Raw genomic sequence first — 20,619 nt, forward strand, 5'->3', positions numbered from 1 at the left:
TTTTTTACTTTTCTTAAAGAAAAGGGCATAAGAAAACTCTACAAGCTAGTGTAGAGTTGACCTTTAAATATTTTCTAAGTCCAAAACTTTTTTGTTTTTTACAAGATAGTCTAGACCTGATATAACTGTTAATATAAGGGCTAGGTAGAAGACATAGATGCCTAGCTTATTAATAACTTCCACATTTAGCAAAAGCATAACTAGGGCTATCATTTGGCTAGTAGTCTTTGCCTTGCCCCACATGCTTGCAGCAATTGTAATTCCAGAATCAGCTGCTAGAGTCCTAAAGCCTGTTATGATTAGCTCTCTTGATATAATTATTATTACTGGCCAAGCAGGGATTGTATTATCTTCTACCAAGACCAAAAAGGCTGCCATGGTTAGGACCTTATCTACCAAGGGATCAGTAAACTTACCAAAATTCGTAATCATATTTCTACTTCTAGCTATATGACCATCAAGTGCATCTGTAAGACTTGCTATAACAAAAACTATAGCTGCCAAGTTCATATCTCTTCCAGAAATCATAAATATTATAACAAAGACTGGTATCAAAAAGAGTCTCATTAGGGTTATTTTATTTGCTAAATTCATTTTTTTCTCCTTCTAAATACGACCTATCAACGAGGACCTTCCTAGGTTTAGAACCTTCATAGCCACCGACTACACCCCTTTGCTCCAATTGATCAATTAGCCTTCCAGCCCTTGCATAGCCGATTTTTAACTTTCTTTGAAGCATAGATACTGAAGCAGTCTTTTCATTTATTATTACTTCGATAGCTTCGTTGATTAGCTCATCTTCATCTTCAGTCATTTCGCTATTATTAGCTGCCGTTTCTTCGACCTTTTCTATGGCTTCTTCATCGTAGTTGGTGTCATTTCCTTCTTTGATCGCCCTAACTACGCTTATTACTTCATCATCTGAGACGAAGGCTCCTTGGATTCTAACAGGTCTCATTGAATCACTTGAAGCATAGAGCATATCCCCCTTACCTAAAAGTTTTTCTGCTCCTTGGGCATCCAAGATTGTCCTAGAGTCGATTTGACTTGTTACTGCAAAGGAAATCCTTGAAGGTATGTTAGCCTTAATAGTTCCAGTTATGACATCAACGGTTGGCCTTTGGGTTGCGATTATCAAGTGGATTCCACAAGCCCTTGATTTTTGGGCAAGCCTTGTTATATAATCTTCGACCTCAGCTCCTACTGTCATCATCAAATCCGCAAGCTCGTCAATGATTATTACAATATATGGAAGATTTTCCATAGAATCATCAGACTCTTGAGCTTTCTTATATCCAACTATATCTCTGACATGATTTTTTTCAAAGAGTTTATATCTTTTCTCCATCTCACTTATGGCCCAGAAGAGGGATGATGAAGCCTTCTTTGGATCTGTTATAACCGGCATGATTAGGTGAGGGATTCCATTATAGATTGAAAGCTCTACTACCTTTGGGTCAACTAGGAGAAGTTTTACATCATTTGGCGAATGTTTGTAGAGGATGGACATGATGATGGTATTGATACATACTGATTTACCAGATCCTGTTGCCCCCGATACCAAAAGGTGAGGCATCTTCTCTATGGCAGATACAACCACATCACCTGAGATGGACTTGCCCATGGCGAAGGGAATCTTGTATTTGGACTTGACAAATTTTTCTGATGAGAAAATCTCCTTTAGTCCGACTACTTCCTTTTTGTCATTTGGCACTTCTATACCCACATGACTTTTGCCAGGAATTGGTGCAAGAATCCTTATCCCGCTTGTAGCAAGGGCAAGTGCTAGGTCATCAGATAAGTTTACTATCTTACTAACCTTAACTCCCCTTTGAGGTTTAAGCTCATAGCAGGTTACAGTAGGGCCAACATCAATTTGGACAACCTTGCCATCTATACCAAAGGAATCCAAAGTTTCCTCTATGGCTATGGCCCTTTGCCTTATCTCCTTATCATCTACTCCCCCATCTTCATTCCTATCTTCCAAAAAATCTATGGATGGGTAGTTATAATCGCCAAATTCTCTCCTAAAGTTTTCATTAAAGTCACTAAGCTTAACTTGTCTTGACTTATAATTATTTACCAAAGCATCCCCCAGACTATCGAGGTCAAAGTTTTTGACAGGCTTTCTTTTTTCTTCGACCAGATTTTCTTTATTAGCTTCTGTGGCTCTTTCTTCGATTTTTCCTAAGTCCTCTTCTTTTCTTTTAGTTTCTTTTCTAGGTAAGTCTTCTTTCTCATCCTTATCAAAGCTATCCATAAGATCCCTATAAAAATTTCTAAGATATCTTCCTAAAGCTCCAAAGACTTCTTTAACTTTAGCAAAGAAATCTCCATAGCTTAGGGGACTTAAATCTATTATTAGGGCAAAGATAGAAAGAGCATAAACTATATACATGCCAAGGTTTCCAATAAGGCCAACTAGGAAAAAGCAAACTGCTCCACCTACTGCCCCGCCTCCATAAGCCTTCTGACTGGCAGAATATTGGATAGACCAGGCTAATTCATTTCTAATAAAGGCTCTCGAAAAAATAGCAAGAGTAACTAGATAAATAAGGTATAGGAGGAAAAATCTCCTAAGATTATTCCTATAACTTCCCCTTCTAATGGCAAAAAAAGTCATAAAGACAATAACTGGAAAGGCAAGGGAAAATTTCCCAAAAATTTTAGCAAAAAAGTCTGAAAGAACATCTCCCAAAATTCCTGTATTTGATGATAAAATAAAGACAAATAATAAAACTTGGATAATCATCATTAGCATGGAAAACTTGCCTAAATCAAACTTATTTTCCCTAATCTTTCTAACTACTGACCTGTTGGGTGATTTTTTATTTGATTTTTTTCTAATTCTATTATTATTTCTATTAGTCATTTTCACCTCTACTTTTATTATATGATAAAATATACAAAAAATGAAGCTGTGTAAAATAAAATCAAACCATGATATCTCATGCAAACTGACCAAAACTACATTCGGGACAATTCGCTTGATTCTATAATGATTTCTTAATCTTATTAATTACAACAGCTCCACTAAGTTAATTACTTATCTTTTTTGTCGTCTTTCCTGTATGGTGACTCATCTACTGGCCAGGCTTCAGGTTTTTCTAGAAGAGCCTTTCTTGAAAGATTGATTCTTCCTTGTCTATCTATTTCAGTAACCTTTACCTTAACCTCATCTCCAACTTTAAGTTCGTCTTCGACTTTTTCTACCCTATGATGGTCGATTTGGGAAATATGAAGGAGGCCTTCCTTACCAATAGCTATTTCTACAAAGGCGCCGAAGTTCATTATCCTTACGACCTTGCCTGTATAGACATCACCAGCTTTTGGATCTGTAACTATAGCCTTGATCATCTCTATAGCTTTCTTGCCACTTTCTCCATCATTTGAAGCAACTGTGATGTGTCCATCATCTTCTGTTTCAATCTTAACTCCAGTAGCATCAATAATCTTGTTGATGGTCTTTCCACCAGAACCTATTACATCACGAACCTTTTCTGGATCTATATCTATTGTAAAAAGTCTTGGTGCATACTCTGAGATGTCATCTCTTGGTTTATCTATGGCAGCCTCTATTACATCTAAGATTCTCATCCTAGCACTGTGAGCATCGTTAAGAGATTCTTCTAGGACTTCTCTTGTGATACCGTCTATTTTCATATCCATTTGTAGGGCTGTGATTCCATCACGAGTACCAGCTACCTTAAAGTCCATATCACCAAGGTGGTCTTCTAGACCTTGGATATCTGTTAGGATTGAGATAGAAGAATCTTCTTTGATAAGACCCATAGCAATACCTGCAACAGGTTTTCTTATTGGAACTCCTGCATCCATAAGAGAAAGGGTTGAACCACAGATTGAAGCTTGAGAGCTTGATCCATTTGATGATAAAACTTCTGATACAACTCTTATAGTGTAAGGGAAGTCTTTTTCGTCAGGAAGAACTGGAATAAGAGCTCTTTCTGCCAAACGTCCATGACCAATTTCACGACGACCTGGACCTCTTAGAGGTCTTATATCGCCAACACAGAATGGTGGGAAATTGTATTGGTGGATATATCTTTTTTGGATTTCTTCCCTATTTAATCCGTCAATTATTTGAACATCAGCAGGAGAACCTAGGGTTACTACTGAGAGAACTTGAGTTTGTCCTCTTTGGAAAAGTCCAGATCCATGAACTCTAGGAAGAAGTCCAGCCTCAGCAGAAAGTGGTCTAATTTCTGTAAGATCACGACCATCTGGTCTAATCTTATCAATAGAAATCATACGACGAACTTCCTTTTTCATGATATTATCTATTCTTCTGTGAATTTCATCTTCACTTTCAGGATAAGCTTCTAGGTATTTTTCCTTAGCTTCTTCTTCTATCCTAAAGATATTAGCTTCTCTTTCTGTCTTATCGGTAGTCCTAATTGAATTTTTAATATCTTCCTCAAAGTCTTCTGAGATTTTTCTATCAAGCTCTGTTTCTTCGATTTGAGCTACTTCGATTTTTTCCTTACCTATATCATCGATTATAGTTTGGATAAAGTCAGAAATATTGCCAATTTCTTCTAGGGCAAGAAGCATAGCTTCAAGCATTTCTTCCTCAGAAAGCTCACAAGCTCCAGCTTCAACCATGTTTATCGCCCCCTTCTTACCTGCAACAGTAAGCTCAAGGGTGGATTTTTCTCTTTCTTCCTTGTTAGGGTTAATTATTAATTTTCCATCAACCTTACCTACCATACAAGCTCCAACTGGGCCATAAAAAGGTATATCGGATATGCCTAGGGCAATTGATGCACCGATTGTTGTAAGAGGATCAGGAAGATTATCTTCATCCATAGACAAAACTGTAGCTATAATTTGAACATCATTGTAATAATTTTCTGGGAAAAGTGGTCTAAGAGGCCTATCCATTTGACGAGAGATTAGGGTTGCTTCATCACTTGCCTTGCCTTCTCTTTTTAGAAATCCTCCAGGTATTTTTCCTACTGCATATAATTTCTCTTGGAAGTCACAAATTAATGGAAAAAAGTCTATTCCTTCTCTTGGTTTTTCACTTGCAACCGCTGTTACAAGTAATGATGTATCGCCACATCTTATGTAGCATTCACCATTGGTTTGTTCGGCGAACTTGCCTATGGTTATCTCAAAATCTTTTCCTAATTTTGATTCGTATTTGTAAGTTTTTACCATCTTCACTCCTAATTACTTTTTTTATATAAAATAAGGCGGGTAAAACCCCGCCCAATAATTAACCTCTTAAACCTAATCTTTCAACGATTGATCTATATCTATCAATATCATTGTCTCTTAGGTAATTTAACATACCTTTTCTACGTCTAATCATCTTGTAAAGACCTCTTCTTGAAGAGTGGTCTTTCTTGTTTGCTTTTAAGTGTTCTGTAAGATCTGCAATTCTCTTAGATAGGATTGCGATTTGTACTTCTGGAGAACCTGTATCTTTCTCTTCTAGTTGGTATTCTTTGATTATTGCTTGTTTTTCTTCTGATTTTAACATAATTTCCTCCGTATATTTAATTTGCCATTTACCAAGTGAGAGTCGAGGTTTCAGTCACTTAGCAAAGGTAACCTCATTTACTATACTTTAACTTTATTATCTTGTAAACTAACTAAGACAAATTTTCTAGGTACTTGTAGGCCCTTTTCTTATCTATATTCATCTGTTCAATTAATTCTTCCCTTGAAGTAAACTTGATGTCGTAGCGGAAAAATTCTAGAAATTCTATCGAAACATTTTCTCCATAGATATTTTGATCAAAATCTAGGATATAGGTCTCAACCTTCCTACTATTTTCACCAAAGGTAGGATTTTTTCCTACATTGCTAAGGGCATAGTAGGACTTATTATCTATATTAATTCTTGTCAAATAGACTCCGTCAATAGGAAGGACATAATTAAAGCTTAATTTTAGGTTGGCAGTTGGAAAATTCAGGGTTCTTCCCCTCTTCATACCATCAACAATTGTTCCCTTTATCTTGTAAGGTCTAGCCAAAAGCTTATTTACCTTTTTTATATTACCTTCTCTTATTAAATCTCTTAGGTGATTAGAAGATATTTTATTAAATTCATCTTCCTTCTCAAAATCTACTACGGAAGTCTTGTAATTGTATCTTTCTTCGTATTTTTCAAGAGTATCAACATCGCCTGAGGCCTTCTTGCCAAACCTGTAGTCCTTGCCACATATAATATATGAAGCATTGAGCTTTTTGTTGATAATTTCAGCAATAAATTCCCTTGGAGAAAGATTCATAAACTTTTCATCAAAGTCTATCAGGCAGAAAGTATGGATTCCTATGGAGCTGAGAATTTCTATCTTATCTTCAAGACTTGTCATGTATTCCTTCTCATCTTTAAGCCTTAGCTTGGTGTTTTGCTTAAATAACAAAACAGCTGGCTCTAGGTCATACTTCTTGCTTATTTCTAAATTGTTTTTCATTAACTTTTGATGACCCAAATGGACACCATCGAAGTTGCCCAAAGAAACTGCCTTTCTTTGAAGGTCGGGCAAGTCTATATTTAGGTCATAAATTTTTATTTTCTCTGTCATACAATACTTTCTCCATCTTTAGAAAATATTCGTCACTTTCTTTGAAACTTTTACCAAGACCGATAAATTCACCAGCGACATAGACCCTTAATTCATCAGATTTGGGCTTATCTATCTTTATTATCATGCCATTAATAAGCTTATCGAATAAGTTTTTTGCTAAATCTATGCTAGGATATTTGTTTAAGGCTATATCCATATTTTCTAATCTAGCCAGTAATTCTTCCTTATCAATTTCTAAAATCTCGGACGATTTTATGGCCTTATCTACGTCAAACTCTCCAACCCTAATCCTTCTTAATTCTTTTACGAATGCCAAAGTCTCAAGCTCTTCTCCTATATCATCGACAAGAGTCCTTATGTAAGTGCCCTTGGAGCATTTTACAAGTATCCTCGCTTGGGGAAAGGCAAAATCTAGAATTTCTATATCATAGATGTTGACCTTTCTTTTTTTTCTTTCGATTTCTATACCACTTCTTGCAAGATCATAGAGTTTTTTGCCATCTACCTTGAGGGCTGAATACATGGGAGGGATTTGCACAATTTCGCCCATGTATTTGGATAAGATATTTTCTAATTCTTCCCTAGAGCAAGTTGTAGAACTTTCTTTAATAACCTTTCCTGCCCCATCCAGGGTGTCGGTTTTTTTGCCAAAGACCATAAGGCACTCGTAGGTCTTATCTTTTCCCATCATATAATCAGAAAGCCTAGTCGCCTTTCCTACTACTATAGGAAGGACGCCACTGGCTTCGAGATCTAGGGTGCCTGTATGGCCGACTTTTTTTTGACCAAGGGCCTTTCTTACTAGGGATACTACCCTAGCAGAAGATATTCCTTTTTCTTTATCTACATTTAGAATTCCGCTATACATCAATTTCCTTTAACATATCAAAAGCCTTATTTTTGGCTTCATCAAGACACTTAGCGTAAATAGTAAAGCCACTTGCCTTGATATGTCCACCTCCACCATTTGCTCTTGCGATTTTTGATACATCATAGTCCTTGCTTCTTAGGGATACCTTGTATTCACCATTGTCGTATTCTTTAAGAAGCATGGCAACTTCAACTTCATCTATATCCCTAAGTAAGCTTATGACATTTTCTGCATCTCCCATTTGAACCCCATGTTTTTCTACAAGTTCTTTGGATACAACTGAGTAGGCCTTCTTATCGAAAAAGATTGCATTTTGCATGATTTCAGTTTCGAATTTCATAACCTTCATAGGTTTTGATTGGTAGAGATTTCTATAGATATATTGGCTTTCTGCCCCAAGGCTTAATAGTCTACCAGCCATATAGAAAGTATATTCTGTTACATTTGAGTAAAGAAATCTATTAGTATCTGTACATAGCCCTGTATAAAGAAGGCTAGCAACATCCCTATCAATAGGAAGTTTTAATCTATCTAATAGCTCAAAGACTATCTGGCAAGTAGCAGGAGCTGTGTCTAGTACAATATCAAGGTCTGTCTTTAAGCTACCTCCAACATGATGGTCTAGGACTAGACTCTTTCTTGAAGCTTTAGCGACAGGTCCAAGTTTTTCTCCAATCCTAGCAAACTCTGAGCAATCCAAAAACATAAATAAATCATAAGAATCCATAGAAGGTTTCTTGTAGTGGTCTATTTCTGGCAAGAAGAGTAGATAATCGTCAATCGTATCAAAACCAATTACTTCAACATTTTTGCCATAAAGCTCTAAGGACCTTCTTAGGCCAAGACTTGATCCTAGATTATCACCATCAGGATTTACATGACTTGCTATGGCTATAGTTTCTGCTTGATCAACAAGTTCTAGGAATTTGTCGACTTTTTCTTTACTGATTTTCCCTTTGTTCATTAGCCTTTTTATCCTTTGCAATGGTCTCAGCTATAAGCTTGTCCATATATGCTCCATGTTCTATGGAATTATCTAATTTGAACCTAAATTCAGGCATTGATCTCAATCTCATCCTCTCACCAATTAGGATTTTGATGTAGCCCTTGGCTTGGTCTAAGGCATCAAGAACATCTTCCTTCTTTTGCTCATCACCCAAGACGCTAATATAACAATCCGCAAAGGAAAGGTCATTTGTCACTTCTACATCTGTAATAGAAACCATGGCCTCATTGCTTAGTCTAGGATCACTTAGGTCATCTCTTAGGATTTTAGAAAGTTCTTTCTTGACTTCAGATGAGATTCTTTCTGTTCTTCTTTTATTCATTAATCTCTTTCCTTTTCAACCATTTCATAGGCTTCCATAACATCGCCTACTTTGATATCGTTAAATCTGTTAAGACCTATACCGCCCTCATAGCCAGAAGCAAGTTCCCTTGCGTCATCCTTAAATCTCTTCATTGATGAAATTTCTCCATCAAAGATTACTATATTGTCTCGAAGAAGTCTAACTTTTGCCCTTTTTGGTACAGAACCATTAGTTACCATAACTCCTGCTATAGTACCTGCTCCTGGAACCTTGAAGGTGTCACGAACTTCTGCTCTTCCTAGGACAACTTCCTTAAATTCTGGATCTAGCATACCCTTTATAGCTTTTTCGACATCTTCTATTGCTTCATAGATTACTGAGTAAGTCCTAATTTCTACATTATTATCCTTAGCTCTTTCCAAGGCTCCTTGGGTAGGTCTTACATTAAAGCCTATAATTACAGCATTTGATGCTTGGGCTAGGAGGATATCTGACTCTGTAATTCCTCCAACAGCTCCTGCTATAACAGTAACCTTTACTTCCTCGTTAGATAATTTAGTAAGTGATTGGCTTACTGCATCAACAGTACCCTTTACATCAGTTTTTACAATGATATTAAGCTCTTTTAGCTCACCATCAGATATATCTGAGTACATATCTTCGAGGTTAGTGTTAGCCTTAGCCTTTAGGTGTTCTTCACGCTTAAATTCTTTTGCTCTTTGGGCAAATTCACGAGCAAGCTTTTCATCTTCTACTGCATAAATCATATCCCCAGCTTCTGCTACATCTGAAAGACCTAGGATTTGAGCTGGCATTGATGGGCCAGCTTCTTCAATAGCTTCTCCTCTTGAGTTAAACATAGCTCTGATTCTTCCTGAAGCAGATCCAGTTACAACATAATCTCCTGCATGGAGGGTTCCTTTTTGTACTAGGACTGTCGCAACAGCTCCTCTTGCCTTGTCTAGTTGGGCTTCTATGATAATTCCTACTGCATTTCTATTTGGGTTTGCCTTTAGTTCTCTCATCTCAGCAACCAAGAGAACCATCTCCAAGAGTTCATCAATTCCTTGACCTGTATGGGCAGATACTGGAACCATAATTGTATCTCCACCCCATTGTTCAGATACTAGGCCTTGTTCCATTAGCTCTTGCTTAACCCTATCAGGATTTGCTACTTCCTTATCTATCTTATTAATAGCTACAACTATTGGAATACCAGCAGCTCTTGCGTGATTAATGGCTTCTATAGTTTGTGGCATAACTCCATCATCTGCAGCAACTACAAGGATTGCTATATCAGTTGATTGAGCTCCTCTCATCCTCATTTCTGTGAAGGCTTCATGGCCTGGTGTATCTAGGAAAGTGATGTGTTTTCCGTTGATATCAACAACTGAAGCACCTATATGTTGGGTGATTCCTCCAGCCTCTCCACTTGTTACCCTAGTAGATCTAATCTTATCAAGGATTGAAGTCTTGCCATGATCAACGTGGCCCATTACTGAGACAACTGGTGGTCTTTGTTTTAAATCCTCTTCCCTATCCTCAAAGTCAAGTTCGACTTGTTGTTCTTCAATGGCATCGTACTCTTCTTCTGGTTTAATCTCCTTACCAAAATCAAGTGCTACAAGCTCAGCTTGCTCAAAGTCTATTTGATCATTTAGTCCTGCCATAACGCCTAGGCCAATAAGCTTAGCTATTACCGCATTTGGAGATTCACCTATTTTATCAGCAAAAGTTTTTACATTGACAGTTTCTGGAATTTCTATAATTCCACCAGTCTTCTTTTCTTCAACTTGTTTTTTGCTTGGCTTGATAGATTTTTTATTTTTATTCTTTTTCTTTCTCTTCTTCTTTGGCTTTTCTTCTTCTAATTCTTCATCCTCTATTATATCTTCTGCCTTCACAAGATTTTTTGGATGTTTCTTTTCGCCCTTATTCTTGTTATGCTTATTATTTTTCTTATCCATCTTTTCTTCATTTATTTCGTCAAAATATCCTTGAATAAGTTCAAGATCAGAGCCACCTACCATAGACATATGAGATTTTATATCAAGACCAAACTCATCTTTTAGGAGTTTAACCATATCTTTTGCTACCATATTGTTTTCTTTTGCTAATTCATATACTCTAATTTTTTCTGCCATATAACTCTCCTCAATTTACTTCATAAGCTTTTAACTCCTCATAAAGTTCTTCCGGTACCTCTGTTCTAAATACTCGGTTTAGCTTATTAGTTCTTAGGGCTTCCTCAATACAAGCTTTACTCTTGCATACATAGGCGCCTCTTCCATTTTTCTTTCCTGATTCATCTATCAAAATCCCTTCTTCCTTGTTTTTAACAATTCTTAGAAGGTCTTTTTTGTCTTTAAGCTCACCACATACCACGCATTTTCTTTGTGGAATCTTTCTAGCTTTTTTCATCTGTTAATCCTCATTAGATTCATCGTCTATTTCATCTTCCCCTATATAGTCTTCTTCCACAGGCTCTTTATTATCATAATCTTCGCTTACTTCTAAGTCTTCTTCATCCTTAGATAAGCTTTCTTCACTTAGTTGACTTTCTTCGTCTAATTCATTAAGACCTAAAATTTCGTCAATATCTACTTGGCTTAACTTTTCGAACTCTTCACTGCTTTTAATATCAATCTTCCAACCAGTTAGTCTTGCGGCTAGTCTAGCATTTTGTCCTTCCTTGCCTATAGCAAGGGAAAGTTGATCGCTAGCTACAACAACTAGGGATTGCTTGTTTTTTTCATTAACAAGTACCTTGATGATATCAGCTGGGGATAGGGCATTTGATATAAATACTTTGATATCCTTATCGAAGTTAATTATGTCGATTTTCTCGCCTTGAAGCTCCTCTACTATGGAATTAACTCTTGCCCCCTTAAAGCCTATACAAGCTCCGATGGCATCAATGTTTTCATCATTGGAAAATACAGCCATCTTAGTCCTTGAACCAGCTTCTCTTGCTAGGGAGTAGATTTCTATTATACCATCTGTTATTTCAGGAACTTCTAGCTCAAAAAGTCTAGTAATTAAGTCTTGGCTTGCCCTTGATAGGATGATTTGTGGTTCTTTGGAAGAATTTCTCACTTCCTTAATTAGAAACTTCATCCTAGCGTTAGGAAGGTATTTTTCTGTAGAAACTTGTTCTTTTGCTGGAACAATTCCTTCTATCTTGTCGAGATTGACATAGACATTATACTTATCTTCCCTTTGGATAGTTCCTGTTATCATTTCATTTGCTCTTTCTATGTATTCTCCATACAAAGAATCTCTTTGAGCATCCCTAATCTTTTGAATTACAATATTTCTTGCAGTTTGTGCTGCAACTCTTCCGAAGTTTTTTGGAGTAAGCTTAATTCTTGCTATATCTCCAAGCCTATAAGTAGGGTTGATTACTCTAGCATCCTTTAGAGAAATCTCTACTATATTGTCGTTAACTTCATCTACTATTTCCTTTAGGGCGTAGACTTCGATCTTTCCAGTTTCTTCATCAATTATGACATCAACATTTTCTTGATTGTCATAATTTTTTTGATAACTTTTAATGAGCGCCTTTTGTAAAGCATCTAGAATTGTAGGCTTATCTAAGTTCTTTTCCTTACAAAGCTCATCTAAAGCTAACATAAAATCATTATTCATAAACTCTCCTTAGAAAACAATCTCTATATATATTTCTTTAATTTCGTCTTTTCTAACTTCTCTAGCTTCTTTATCTTCAATATCAAAGATATAAGAATCATCCAAAATCTCTTTAAGCTTGGCCAAGAAAACTTCCCCATCTTTGAGTTTCACTTTCAAAAGCTCATCTTTATTTCTTTCAAGATCCCTATCTGTCTTTAGGGGACGAGATAAGTCTTGACTTGACACTTCAAGATAATATGAATCTTTAATTATATCAATTTCATCTAATTTAGTATCAAGAAAAGCACTTGCCTTTTCACAATCTTCGATAGTGATTCCTTCCTTATTATAAATAAAGAATGTTAGGACTTTATTGTTTTTGCCACCCTTAAATTCAATATCTACTAATTCGTAACCCATACTTTCGATATCTCTTTCAAAGATTTCTTTAAGTCTATTCGTTAAATTCATACTACCTTCCTTAGTCTTAACAGATTAAAAGAGTGGAACCATCCCCCACTCTTTTCTTAGCTTTATTATACCTTCTATTAGTAGAAATTCAATCTTAGCCAATTAGAAAAGTAATTTACCATTTAATTTCTTAGAATCTATTAGTCTTTTAACATTTTACAAAAACAAAGCTTTTATTCACTTGTATTTATTTTGACAAAGGTTTATAATAAGGTTACAGATAATAATAAAGGAGGAATATCATGACATTATTTATTATCGGTCTTATAATATTATTTGTTGGCGGATTCGTATATTCAAAATATGTTGAAAGCCAACTAGAACCTGACGATCGTGAAACTCCAGCTGTCAGAAAAGCTGATGGAGTTGACTTCGTTGTAATGAGCAAGGCTAAAAACTGGCTAATTAACTTGCTAAATATAGCAGGTACTGGCCCAATCCTAGGACCTATCCAAGGTATCTTGTTTGGACCTATCGCCTTTCTAGCAATTCCAATCGGTTGTGTTTTTGCTGGTGCAGTACACGATTTTTGTACTGGTTTTATTTCAATGAGAAATGGCGGAAGCCAAGTTCCAAAACTTGTAGGTAAATATGTAGGCGAAGGTTGTAGGAAATTCTACAACATAGTTATAGCTATTCTTTTACTCCTAACTGGTGTAGTATTTGTTTATACTCCTGGAGACTTGATTGCAAACGATATTTTTGGTGCAGATCCTAACTCAAACATTATTTGGGTTATCTATGCAGTAATTTTTGTTTACTACATACTATCAACAGTTCTTCCTATTGATAAACTTATCGGTAGAATCTACCCTATCTTTGGTGCTTTTCTAATCATCTCAGCTATAGGTGTACTTATTGGAATTATCTTTAAGGGAAATGCTGATTTATCATTCAAGGGTCAAGGTCTATTGGCCGAACATCCATTAGGTCAAAAGTTTATCCCATCATTCTTTATAACTGTAGCTTGTGGTATCCTTTCAGGCTTCCATGGCTCACAAGTTACCCTTGTTTCAAGAACAGTTAAAAGTGAAAGAGAAGCTAAGGCTACTTTCTACTCAACAATGATTTCAGAAGGCTTCATAGCTATGATTTGGGCTGCAGGTGCTATGGTTATATTCTCAACAGGTACAGCTGCCCTAGATACTCCTGGTACTCTCATGGTTGGTGAAATTTCTAGATACTTCATGGGTAAGATCGGCGGACTTCTTGCAGTTTTGGGTGTAATCGCCCTTCCTATCACTTCAGGTGATACAGCCTTTAGATCTCTAAGACTTATCATTGCTGAAGAGTTAAACTTAGATCAAAAGAATCCTGGCAAGAGAGCAGGTCTTGCAGCTTGTCTATTCGTTCCAGCAGCAGCTATTCTTTACTTTGCTAAATCTAATCCTAAGGGCTTCAACATTCTTTGGAGATATTTCGGATTTACAAACCAATTCGTAGCTATCTTTGCTCTAGCAGTAGCAACAAGCTATCTAATTTATAACAACAAAAACTACCTAATCACATTGATTCCTGGAATTTTCTATACCTTTATAGTTTTCTCTTTCATAATCAATGTAAAGGGTCTAGGCTTTGGTCAAGACTTCAAGATTGCTTATCCTATAGCAGGAATTATCGCTATAGCTTATGCAATATTCGTTGTTAAAATTTCTAAGAAAAATAAAAATAGAATTGAAGCTATAAAATTAGACTAAGAGAAAAATTAAGTGGGGTGGCAGCTGCCATCCCCTTTTTTAATAGGAGAAACTATGAAATTTATTTTAGACGCCAAGGCCCTAGCCTATCTAGAAAAGAAAAATATAAGGCAAATCTTCATAAATCCTGACCTCGACCAAAAATCAGCATGTTGTGGCATAGGAACAGTAGATTTTATAATCTCAATCAAAAATGAAGATAAGGAAAAATACCTTAATACGAATTTTAATGGGGTTGATATTTTTTACAATCCAACCCTTGCCATGTACATTGACGAAGATAGCCAAGTCGATATTTCAGCCTTCGGTTTCGGAGCCTTCAAGAAATTATATATAGTAAATGAATTTAATTCAATCGAGCGTTAATATGTTAGTAAGAAATGAACAAATCAAAAAATTTATCAGAGATAATCCCCTAGATGAGAGCTTGGATATAAGAATTCCCAACCCAAAATTCACCTACAAGGGTGACAATATTATAAAAAAAGTTATAGCGGCTATCCTTGCAGGAAAGAACATCCTCCTAGTAGGTCCTAAATCTACTGGCAAGAATGTCCTAGCCGAAAATATCTCAAAGCTTTTTTATAGGCCAATGTGGAATGTTTCCTTCCACGTCAATATTGATTCGTCTATCCTTATTGGAACAGATACTCTAAAAAATGGAGAGGTTGTTTTTAGGAAGGGACCTGTAACGAGGGCAGCAGAAGCTGGTGGCTTTCTAATCCTTGACGAAATTAATATGGCAAGGAATGAAGCCTTGGCAACCCTCCACTCTATCCTTGACTACAGAAGGCTAATTGATATTCCTGGCTATGAGCTTATTAAAATCAATCCCGCCACAAGATTTATTGCTACCATGAATTACAATTACGAAGGAACTAGAGAGCTAAATGAGGCCCTCCTTTCACGATTTGTAATTATTGATATGCCTATAATCGAAGAAGCTAGCCTAAAAGAGCTCCTCAAGGAGAATTATCCAAGTATAAGTGATTCGATGCTTGACCAAGTAGCTAAGCTTTTTTACGATATCAAGAAGAAGGCTGAAGCAGGAGAAATTTCAGATACAGCTATAGATTTGAGGGGGATTTTTGACTCCCTAGACCTATTCAAAGAGGGGCTTGAATATAACGAAGCTCTTTGTATGTGTCTAGTAAACAAGGTCTTTGACCCCTACGAAAAAGGCCTCATAGAAGATGTTATCAAAAGTCGCTTCAAAAAGGACTTATATTTGGGAGATCCAGTCTAGAAAATGAAGGAATCTTTAGGACTTAATCAAGAAAAAAGAATATTCAATCAAATCTACAACGGGGCTAGCTCTTATGATTTCACGCCCCCTCTTATTGGTCTAAAGCTCGATGGCAGGCCAGATTTCTACCTAAACCTAATAATTGGTCTTGCTATAAAATACTTTACTAAGGAGAAAATCGAAGGACTTTTTGCCCTTTGGCAAAATCATAAAAACAGGGATTCCTACGACCTCTATGCCATCTATCTCCTTGAAGATTTTTGCTATAAAAAAGAGCTAGACCAAAGACCAGAACTTCTCAACCTTAGAAAATCTTATGCTTCAAGCTTCCTTGCTGATAAGTACGACTTAAAGAGGAAAAATCTTGCTATAAGAGAAAATCTTTATTATTGTCTTGAGATGAAAAAGTGTTCAGATATCCTAGCTAAAAGTTATAAGCTAAGTAAAAATGAAACAAATCTTTATGAAAATTTCAAGCTTCCATCCGATACTAATAAAGATAATCTGGAAGTAAGAATCCTAAACTTATTTGAGAAATTCCTATCCTACAAGGAAAATTCAAAAAAAGCCAGCCCATTTTCTCTTAACTTTTCCTTCTTTGACCTTAGAGGGACCTATCAACTAGAAAGATCCAACAGGGCCGATATCTTCTCTAATAAGGATAATAGAGGAATCAATCCCCTAGGAGCCTTTATAGCTAGGAGAAAAACTGCCAAAAGAGCTATGATAGTAAGTAGCTTTGGTAAGCCTCTCTTTTCTTACGAAAAGGAAGATTTTATCAACAAGCTTTGTGCTGTTGATAAGCACAAAAAATCCAAGGTCTATTTTAGCTCGGGCCTTGGCCTTAACTTATCAGATAAAATCAATTCCCTAAACGCCAAGGCTCTTGATGCTAATTTAAGCTTCTTTAAGAAAAATGAGCATTTCTATCAAAGGATAATCAAAAATCTTTCTAAAAATATAAAGCTTTCCCTAAAGTCCTTCGATGAGGCAAGCTATGAGTTAAGAAAGGAAGGAAATCTCCTAGGAAGTCTTGCTTGGAAGAGTAAAATTCCCAACTACCAAAAGATTTTCTCCCAAAAATCCTACGATATTGTAGCAGACTTTAAGGTCGACATCCTCCTTGATGGATCAGCCTCCCTCCTTTATAAGCAAGAAATAGTCGCAAGCGAAGCCTATATCCTATCCAAGGCCCTTGAAGCAAACAAGATTAGCCACAGGATAATGACCTACTCAAGTCTTGGCGACTATACGGTAATAACCTCTCTCAAAGACTTTGGTGAAGAAACTAAGAAAGATAGGATTTTCTCCTACAAGGCCCTGGGTTTTAATAGGGACGGCCTTGCCTACAGGGCTTTATCGACACTCTTTTCAAAAAAAGAGAAGAACCATCTCTTAATCATACTAAGCGATGCATCCCCTTCAGACATCAAGCCCCTTATTAGCAAGGGCCTTGCCCTAAACAAAGCCTATGAGGCTGAAGTCGGTCTTAATGATGCCAAAGAAGAACTCGACAAGTTAAGAATGAAACATCTTTCCATAGCTGGCCTTATCCACAAGGACAATCCCAAAAACTCCTCCTATCTCTTCTATCAAGACTTCGCCTTAGTCAAGGACATGGAAAATCTATCTAGCATCTGTGCTAGACTTATCAAAAAAGAACTAATCAAGATGAGAAAATAAAATTTCTCCTTATATAGACCATAGCTTAGCAAAGCATGGTCTTTTTTCACCTTGATTTAGGAAATATTTATTAATATCTTCACTAAAATACCCTAGTGATTTATATAAATATATTGATATATCTTTGATTTAATGATAAAATTATGATATAGATTATCACTTTCATGGAGGGCTTATGATTGAAATAAAAAATTTGTGCAAATCTTATGGACAAAAGGAAAATAAAATTGATGTCCTTAAAAATGTATCTTTAACAATAGAAAAGGGAAAAATTGTATGTATCCTAGGTCCGTCTGGTTCTGGCAAGTCCACCCTCCTAAATATTATAGGAGGGATAGATAAGGCAGAATCGGGCGAAGTCATAGTGGCAAATGAAAATCTCGCCAAGATGACTAAGGGTAACTTGGAAGACTACAGGAGAAAAAAAGTCGGTTTTGTCTTTCAATTCTACAATCTAATAAGCGATTTAAACGTCCTAGAAAATATAGAAGTAGGAAAATACCTAGCCAAAGACCCCCTTGACCTTGAAAATTTAGTTCTAGATTTAGGAATTTACGACCAACTCTACAAGTTTCCTAATGAAATCTCCGGCGGTCAGGCCCAAAGAACTTCTATTGCTCGTGCCCTTATCAAAAGACCGGATATACTAATTTGTGATGAACCGACAGGGGCTCTCGATTATGATAGTGCAAAGGAAGTCTTAGTTCTTCTTGAGAAAATGAATCGTGATTATAATTCAACAATCCTCATAGCAAGTCATAATATACAAATTAGCAAGATGTGCGACTATGTCCTTAGCCTCCACAATGGCCTTGTCAAATCCTTCATTGAAAATAAGGAGAAAATTTTAGCAAAGGAAGTGAGCTGGTAATGAAAAATCCAATCTACAAGAGGTCTTATAGGCAAATATACTTCAAACCCCTAAGCTTTATTCCTATATTTGTAGCCCTTTGCTTCATAGTAATATTCTCCTCCTCCTTTTATACAGCCCAAAACTCTACCAAAAAGCTTTACTGGGATCTTGTTGAGAAGGGAAAAGTAGAAGATGCTAACTTTACAAGCTTAGAAAAGTTAGACCAAGCAACAATCAAGGATTTGGAAAATAAAAAGGTCAAAGTCTACGAAAATTTTTATGTCGAAGAAAAACTTCCAGGTAAAAAAGAACTCAGGATATTTGAAAATAGGGACTCTATAAATCTGCCTTCAATCTTAGAAGGAAGACTTGCGGAAAAAAACGATGAGATTTGCCTATCAGCTAACTACGCCAGGGCCAACAAAATTAAAATCGGTGATCACATAGTAATAGGAGGCAAAACTTATAAGCTAAAAGGCTTAGTAGCCCTAGCCGACTATTCTACCCTCCTAAAAAATAGCGAGGATTTGGTTATGGATACTGGTTATTTCGGTACAGCTCTTATAGCCAAGGGCGGACTAAAGAATCTTCATGGTCAAATCAAATATCAATATTCCTACCATGACACCGAAAAGCTAGCCAAGGCTAAGGCCAATGATAAGCTAAAGGATATAATTAAGATCGTAAATAAGAAAAATCTAATCCTAGATGCGTCAACTCGCTATGACAATAAGTGTATAACTTATTTTACTGATGATATGGGAGGAGATGTGCCAATGATGACATCAGCTATGATAGTCTTAATCATTGCCATTGCCTTTATTAGCTCCATCCAAGTAAAGACTATGATTGAAGATGAAGCCCCTATTATAGGTAGCCTTCTTGCTTCAGGTTATAAGAAAAGGGAGCTAAAAAGAGCCTATATGCTTATGCCGATTTTCCTAAGTCTGATATCTTCCCTAATAGGAAATATCATAGCCTATAGTCACGGCTACAAGAAATATACTGACCTTTATTACAATTCTTACGATCTACCTAAGTTTAAGGTTACATTCGATTTAAGGTCTTTCATCCTTACTTCCCTTATCCCCCTTATAATATATCTAATAATAAACTACCTTGTTATTAGTAAGGCACTAAAACATGAGCCTATTGACTTTTTGAGAAATACAATCAAATCTCCTAAAGCAAAAACTAGGCTAAGGCTTGATAAATTTTCCTTCCTAAATAAGTTTAGGATAAGGGTCATCCTTTCCAACAAGGCAAATATTGTTAGCCTTATCTTTGGTATAGGCCTTGCCAATATCTTGTTGATTTATTCCCTATCCCTAAAGCCGATTTTTTATGACTATGCTTCTAATATGAAAAACTCGATGAAGTATGAGCATAATTATATAGTTAAGACTTCCCAAGAAAATATCAAGGCTGATAAGCTTACCCTATCCACCTTAAAACTAGTAGATCATGATATGAAAAAAGTCCAGACCCTAGGAGTTGATGAGAAATCCAAGTATCAGAATCTCTCCCTAGCTAAGCTAAAGGATAAGGAAGTCATAATATCTTCTGGCCTTGCCAAAAATTATAAGTACAAAATAGGAGATAAGATAAAACTTGTCGAGGCCTTTAATGATAAAGAAATAATCCTAAGGGTTTGTTCGATTGATAAAAGCAACAAGCAATTTCAATTTATAACAAGAAGGGATATCTTAAATAAAATCATAACCAAGGATAAGGACTATTTCAATTGCTATGGGTCGGATAAAAAACTTGATATTAACAAGGATTTACTAATGACAGAAATAAATAGAGAAGAAATGGATAAGTTTATGACCCACTTCATGGATTCATTTGGTGGAATTTTCGAAACTTTCTTAGTTATTACGATTATCTTCTACCTCATAATATCCTTCCTTGTTGCAAGCCTTATAGTAGATAAATCAAAAACTAATATCTCCTATCTAAAGATATTTGGCATGAAAAATCGTGAGAGTACGAGCATCTACACGAGTCCTATTTTTGCCATCTTGATAGTTTTTGAGCTATTAATTATTCCCCTTATTGACTTTTCTATCAAAAAGCTAATGCAACTTGCCCTTACAAAATTTGATGCTTATGTAGATGTAAACATCCCCCCAATGATATACTTAAAGGCCATTTTCCTAAGTCTTATCATCTTTATCTTTGTTCAACTCCTAGAAGAATTTAGGATATCAAGAATAGATATGGTCAAGGAATTAAAAATTATAAATGGATAATAACTCTCACAAAAAATCGCCCTAGGTCGGGGCGATTTTTTAA

The 20,619-nt window shown here is 36.1% G+C and carries 18 protein-coding genes; 6 read left to right on the top strand and 12 right to left on the bottom strand.

The annotated features are described in order from the left end of the window. Positions 1-63: 63 nt before the first annotated feature. The 12 genes from pgsA to rimP form a co-directional block, all read right to left on the bottom strand. Positions 64-594: a CDP-diacylglycerol--glycerol-3-phosphate 3-phosphatidyltransferase gene (gene pgsA / locus P6936_RS04820; RefSeq protein ID WP_004837350.1), complete on the bottom strand. Its 531-nt coding sequence runs from the start codon at positions 592-594 to the stop codon at positions 64-66. Continuing rightward, positions 578-2,872 (bottom strand): DNA translocase FtsK, encoded by a 2,295-nt coding sequence (locus P6936_RS04825; RefSeq protein WP_276880988.1) that lies wholly within the window; start codon positions 2,870-2,872, stop codon positions 578-580. Before P6936_RS04825 ends, pgsA begins: the two co-directional genes overlap by 17 nt. 170 nt (positions 2,873-3,042) lie before the next feature. Then, positions 3,043-5,181, bottom strand: coding sequence for a polyribonucleotide nucleotidyltransferase (locus tag P6936_RS04830; RefSeq protein ID WP_276880989.1), 2,139 nt, complete (start codon positions 5,179-5,181; stop codon positions 3,043-3,045). Between the two features lie 58 nt (positions 5,182-5,239). Further along, positions 5,240-5,506, bottom strand: coding sequence for a 30S ribosomal protein S15 (gene rpsO, locus P6936_RS04835; protein ID WP_004837347.1), 267 nt, complete (start codon positions 5,504-5,506; stop codon positions 5,240-5,242). A gap of 112 nt (positions 5,507-5,618) precedes the next feature. Further along, positions 5,619-6,557, bottom strand: a complete 939-nt coding sequence (locus tag P6936_RS04840; protein ID WP_004837346.1) for a bifunctional riboflavin kinase/FAD synthetase — start codon at positions 6,555-6,557, stop codon at positions 5,619-5,621. Beyond that, entirely contained in the window at positions 6,532-7,428 is an 897-nt protein-coding gene (truB, locus tag P6936_RS04845; RefSeq protein WP_276880990.1) for a tRNA pseudouridine(55) synthase TruB, read from the bottom strand. The genes P6936_RS04840 and truB overlap by 26 nt, the downstream gene beginning before the upstream one ends. Beyond that, entirely contained in the window at positions 7,421-8,395 is a 975-nt protein-coding gene (locus tag P6936_RS04850; RefSeq protein WP_276880991.1) for a DHH family phosphoesterase, read from the bottom strand. Before P6936_RS04850 ends, truB begins: the two co-directional genes overlap by 8 nt. Next, positions 8,373-8,759: a 30S ribosome-binding factor RbfA gene (gene rbfA / locus P6936_RS04855; RefSeq protein WP_060929900.1), complete on the bottom strand. Its 387-nt coding sequence runs from the start codon at positions 8,757-8,759 to the stop codon at positions 8,373-8,375. Before rbfA ends, P6936_RS04850 begins: the two co-directional genes overlap by 23 nt. Further along, positions 8,759-10,885, bottom strand: a complete 2,127-nt coding sequence (gene infB, locus P6936_RS04860) for a translation initiation factor IF-2 (protein WP_276880992.1) — start codon at positions 10,883-10,885, stop codon at positions 8,759-8,761. Before infB ends, rbfA begins: the two co-directional genes overlap by 1 nt. Before the next feature lie 10 nt (positions 10,886-10,895). Further along, complete coding sequence (rnpM, locus tag P6936_RS04865) at positions 10,896-11,162, bottom strand: RNase P modulator RnpM (RefSeq protein ID WP_004837341.1); 267 nt, start codon at positions 11,160-11,162, stop codon at positions 10,896-10,898. 3 nt (positions 11,163-11,165) lie between these two features. Next, the gene (gene nusA, locus P6936_RS04870) at positions 11,166-12,389 is read right to left on the bottom strand and encodes a transcription termination factor NusA (protein WP_004837340.1); all 1,224 of its coding nucleotides are present in this window, start codon (positions 12,387-12,389) and stop codon (positions 11,166-11,168) included. A gap of 9 nt (positions 12,390-12,398) precedes the next feature. Beyond that, entirely contained in the window at positions 12,399-12,842 is a 444-nt protein-coding gene (gene rimP / locus P6936_RS04875) for a ribosome maturation factor RimP (RefSeq protein WP_004837339.1), read from the bottom strand. A 242-nt stretch (positions 12,843-13,084) separates the two neighbouring features. Between rimP and P6936_RS04880 the strand changes: the two genes are divergently transcribed. The 6 genes from P6936_RS04880 to P6936_RS04905 all read left to right on the top strand — a co-directional run bounded on the left by P6936_RS04880 (position 13,085) and on the right by P6936_RS04905 (position 20,576). Next, the gene (locus P6936_RS04880; protein ID WP_276864239.1) at positions 13,085-14,539 is read left to right on the top strand and encodes a carbon starvation CstA family protein; all 1,455 of its coding nucleotides are present in this window, start codon (positions 13,085-13,087) and stop codon (positions 14,537-14,539) included. A 54-nt stretch (positions 14,540-14,593) separates the two neighbouring features. Beyond that, positions 14,594-14,905, top strand: a complete 312-nt coding sequence (locus tag P6936_RS04885) for a hypothetical protein (protein WP_040349584.1) — start codon at positions 14,594-14,596, stop codon at positions 14,903-14,905. A gap of 1 nt (position 14,906) precedes the next feature. Then, entirely contained in the window at positions 14,907-15,785 is an 879-nt protein-coding gene (locus P6936_RS04890) for an ATP-binding protein (RefSeq protein WP_276880993.1), read from the top strand. Positions 15,786-15,788: 3 nt separating this feature from the next. Then, on the top strand, positions 15,789-17,468 hold the full coding sequence (locus tag P6936_RS04895) for a hypothetical protein (RefSeq protein WP_276880994.1): 1,680 nt from the start codon (positions 15,789-15,791) through the stop codon (positions 17,466-17,468). 175 nt (positions 17,469-17,643) lie between these two features. Further along, a complete protein-coding gene (locus P6936_RS04900) occupies positions 17,644-18,339 on the top strand; it encodes an ABC transporter ATP-binding protein (RefSeq protein ID WP_004837334.1) in 696 nt (231 codons plus the stop codon). Next, positions 18,339-20,576 (top strand): FtsX-like permease family protein, encoded by a 2,238-nt coding sequence (locus P6936_RS04905; RefSeq protein WP_276880995.1) that lies wholly within the window; start codon positions 18,339-18,341, stop codon positions 20,574-20,576. Before P6936_RS04900 ends, P6936_RS04905 begins: the two co-directional genes overlap by 1 nt. Positions 20,577-20,619: the final 43 nt, after the last annotated feature.

The sequence above is a fragment of the Anaerococcus tetradius genome (assembly GCF_947087635.1).
In the GTDB taxonomy this organism is placed as follows: Bacteria; Bacillota; Clostridia; order Tissierellales; family Peptoniphilaceae; genus Anaerococcus; species Anaerococcus tetradius.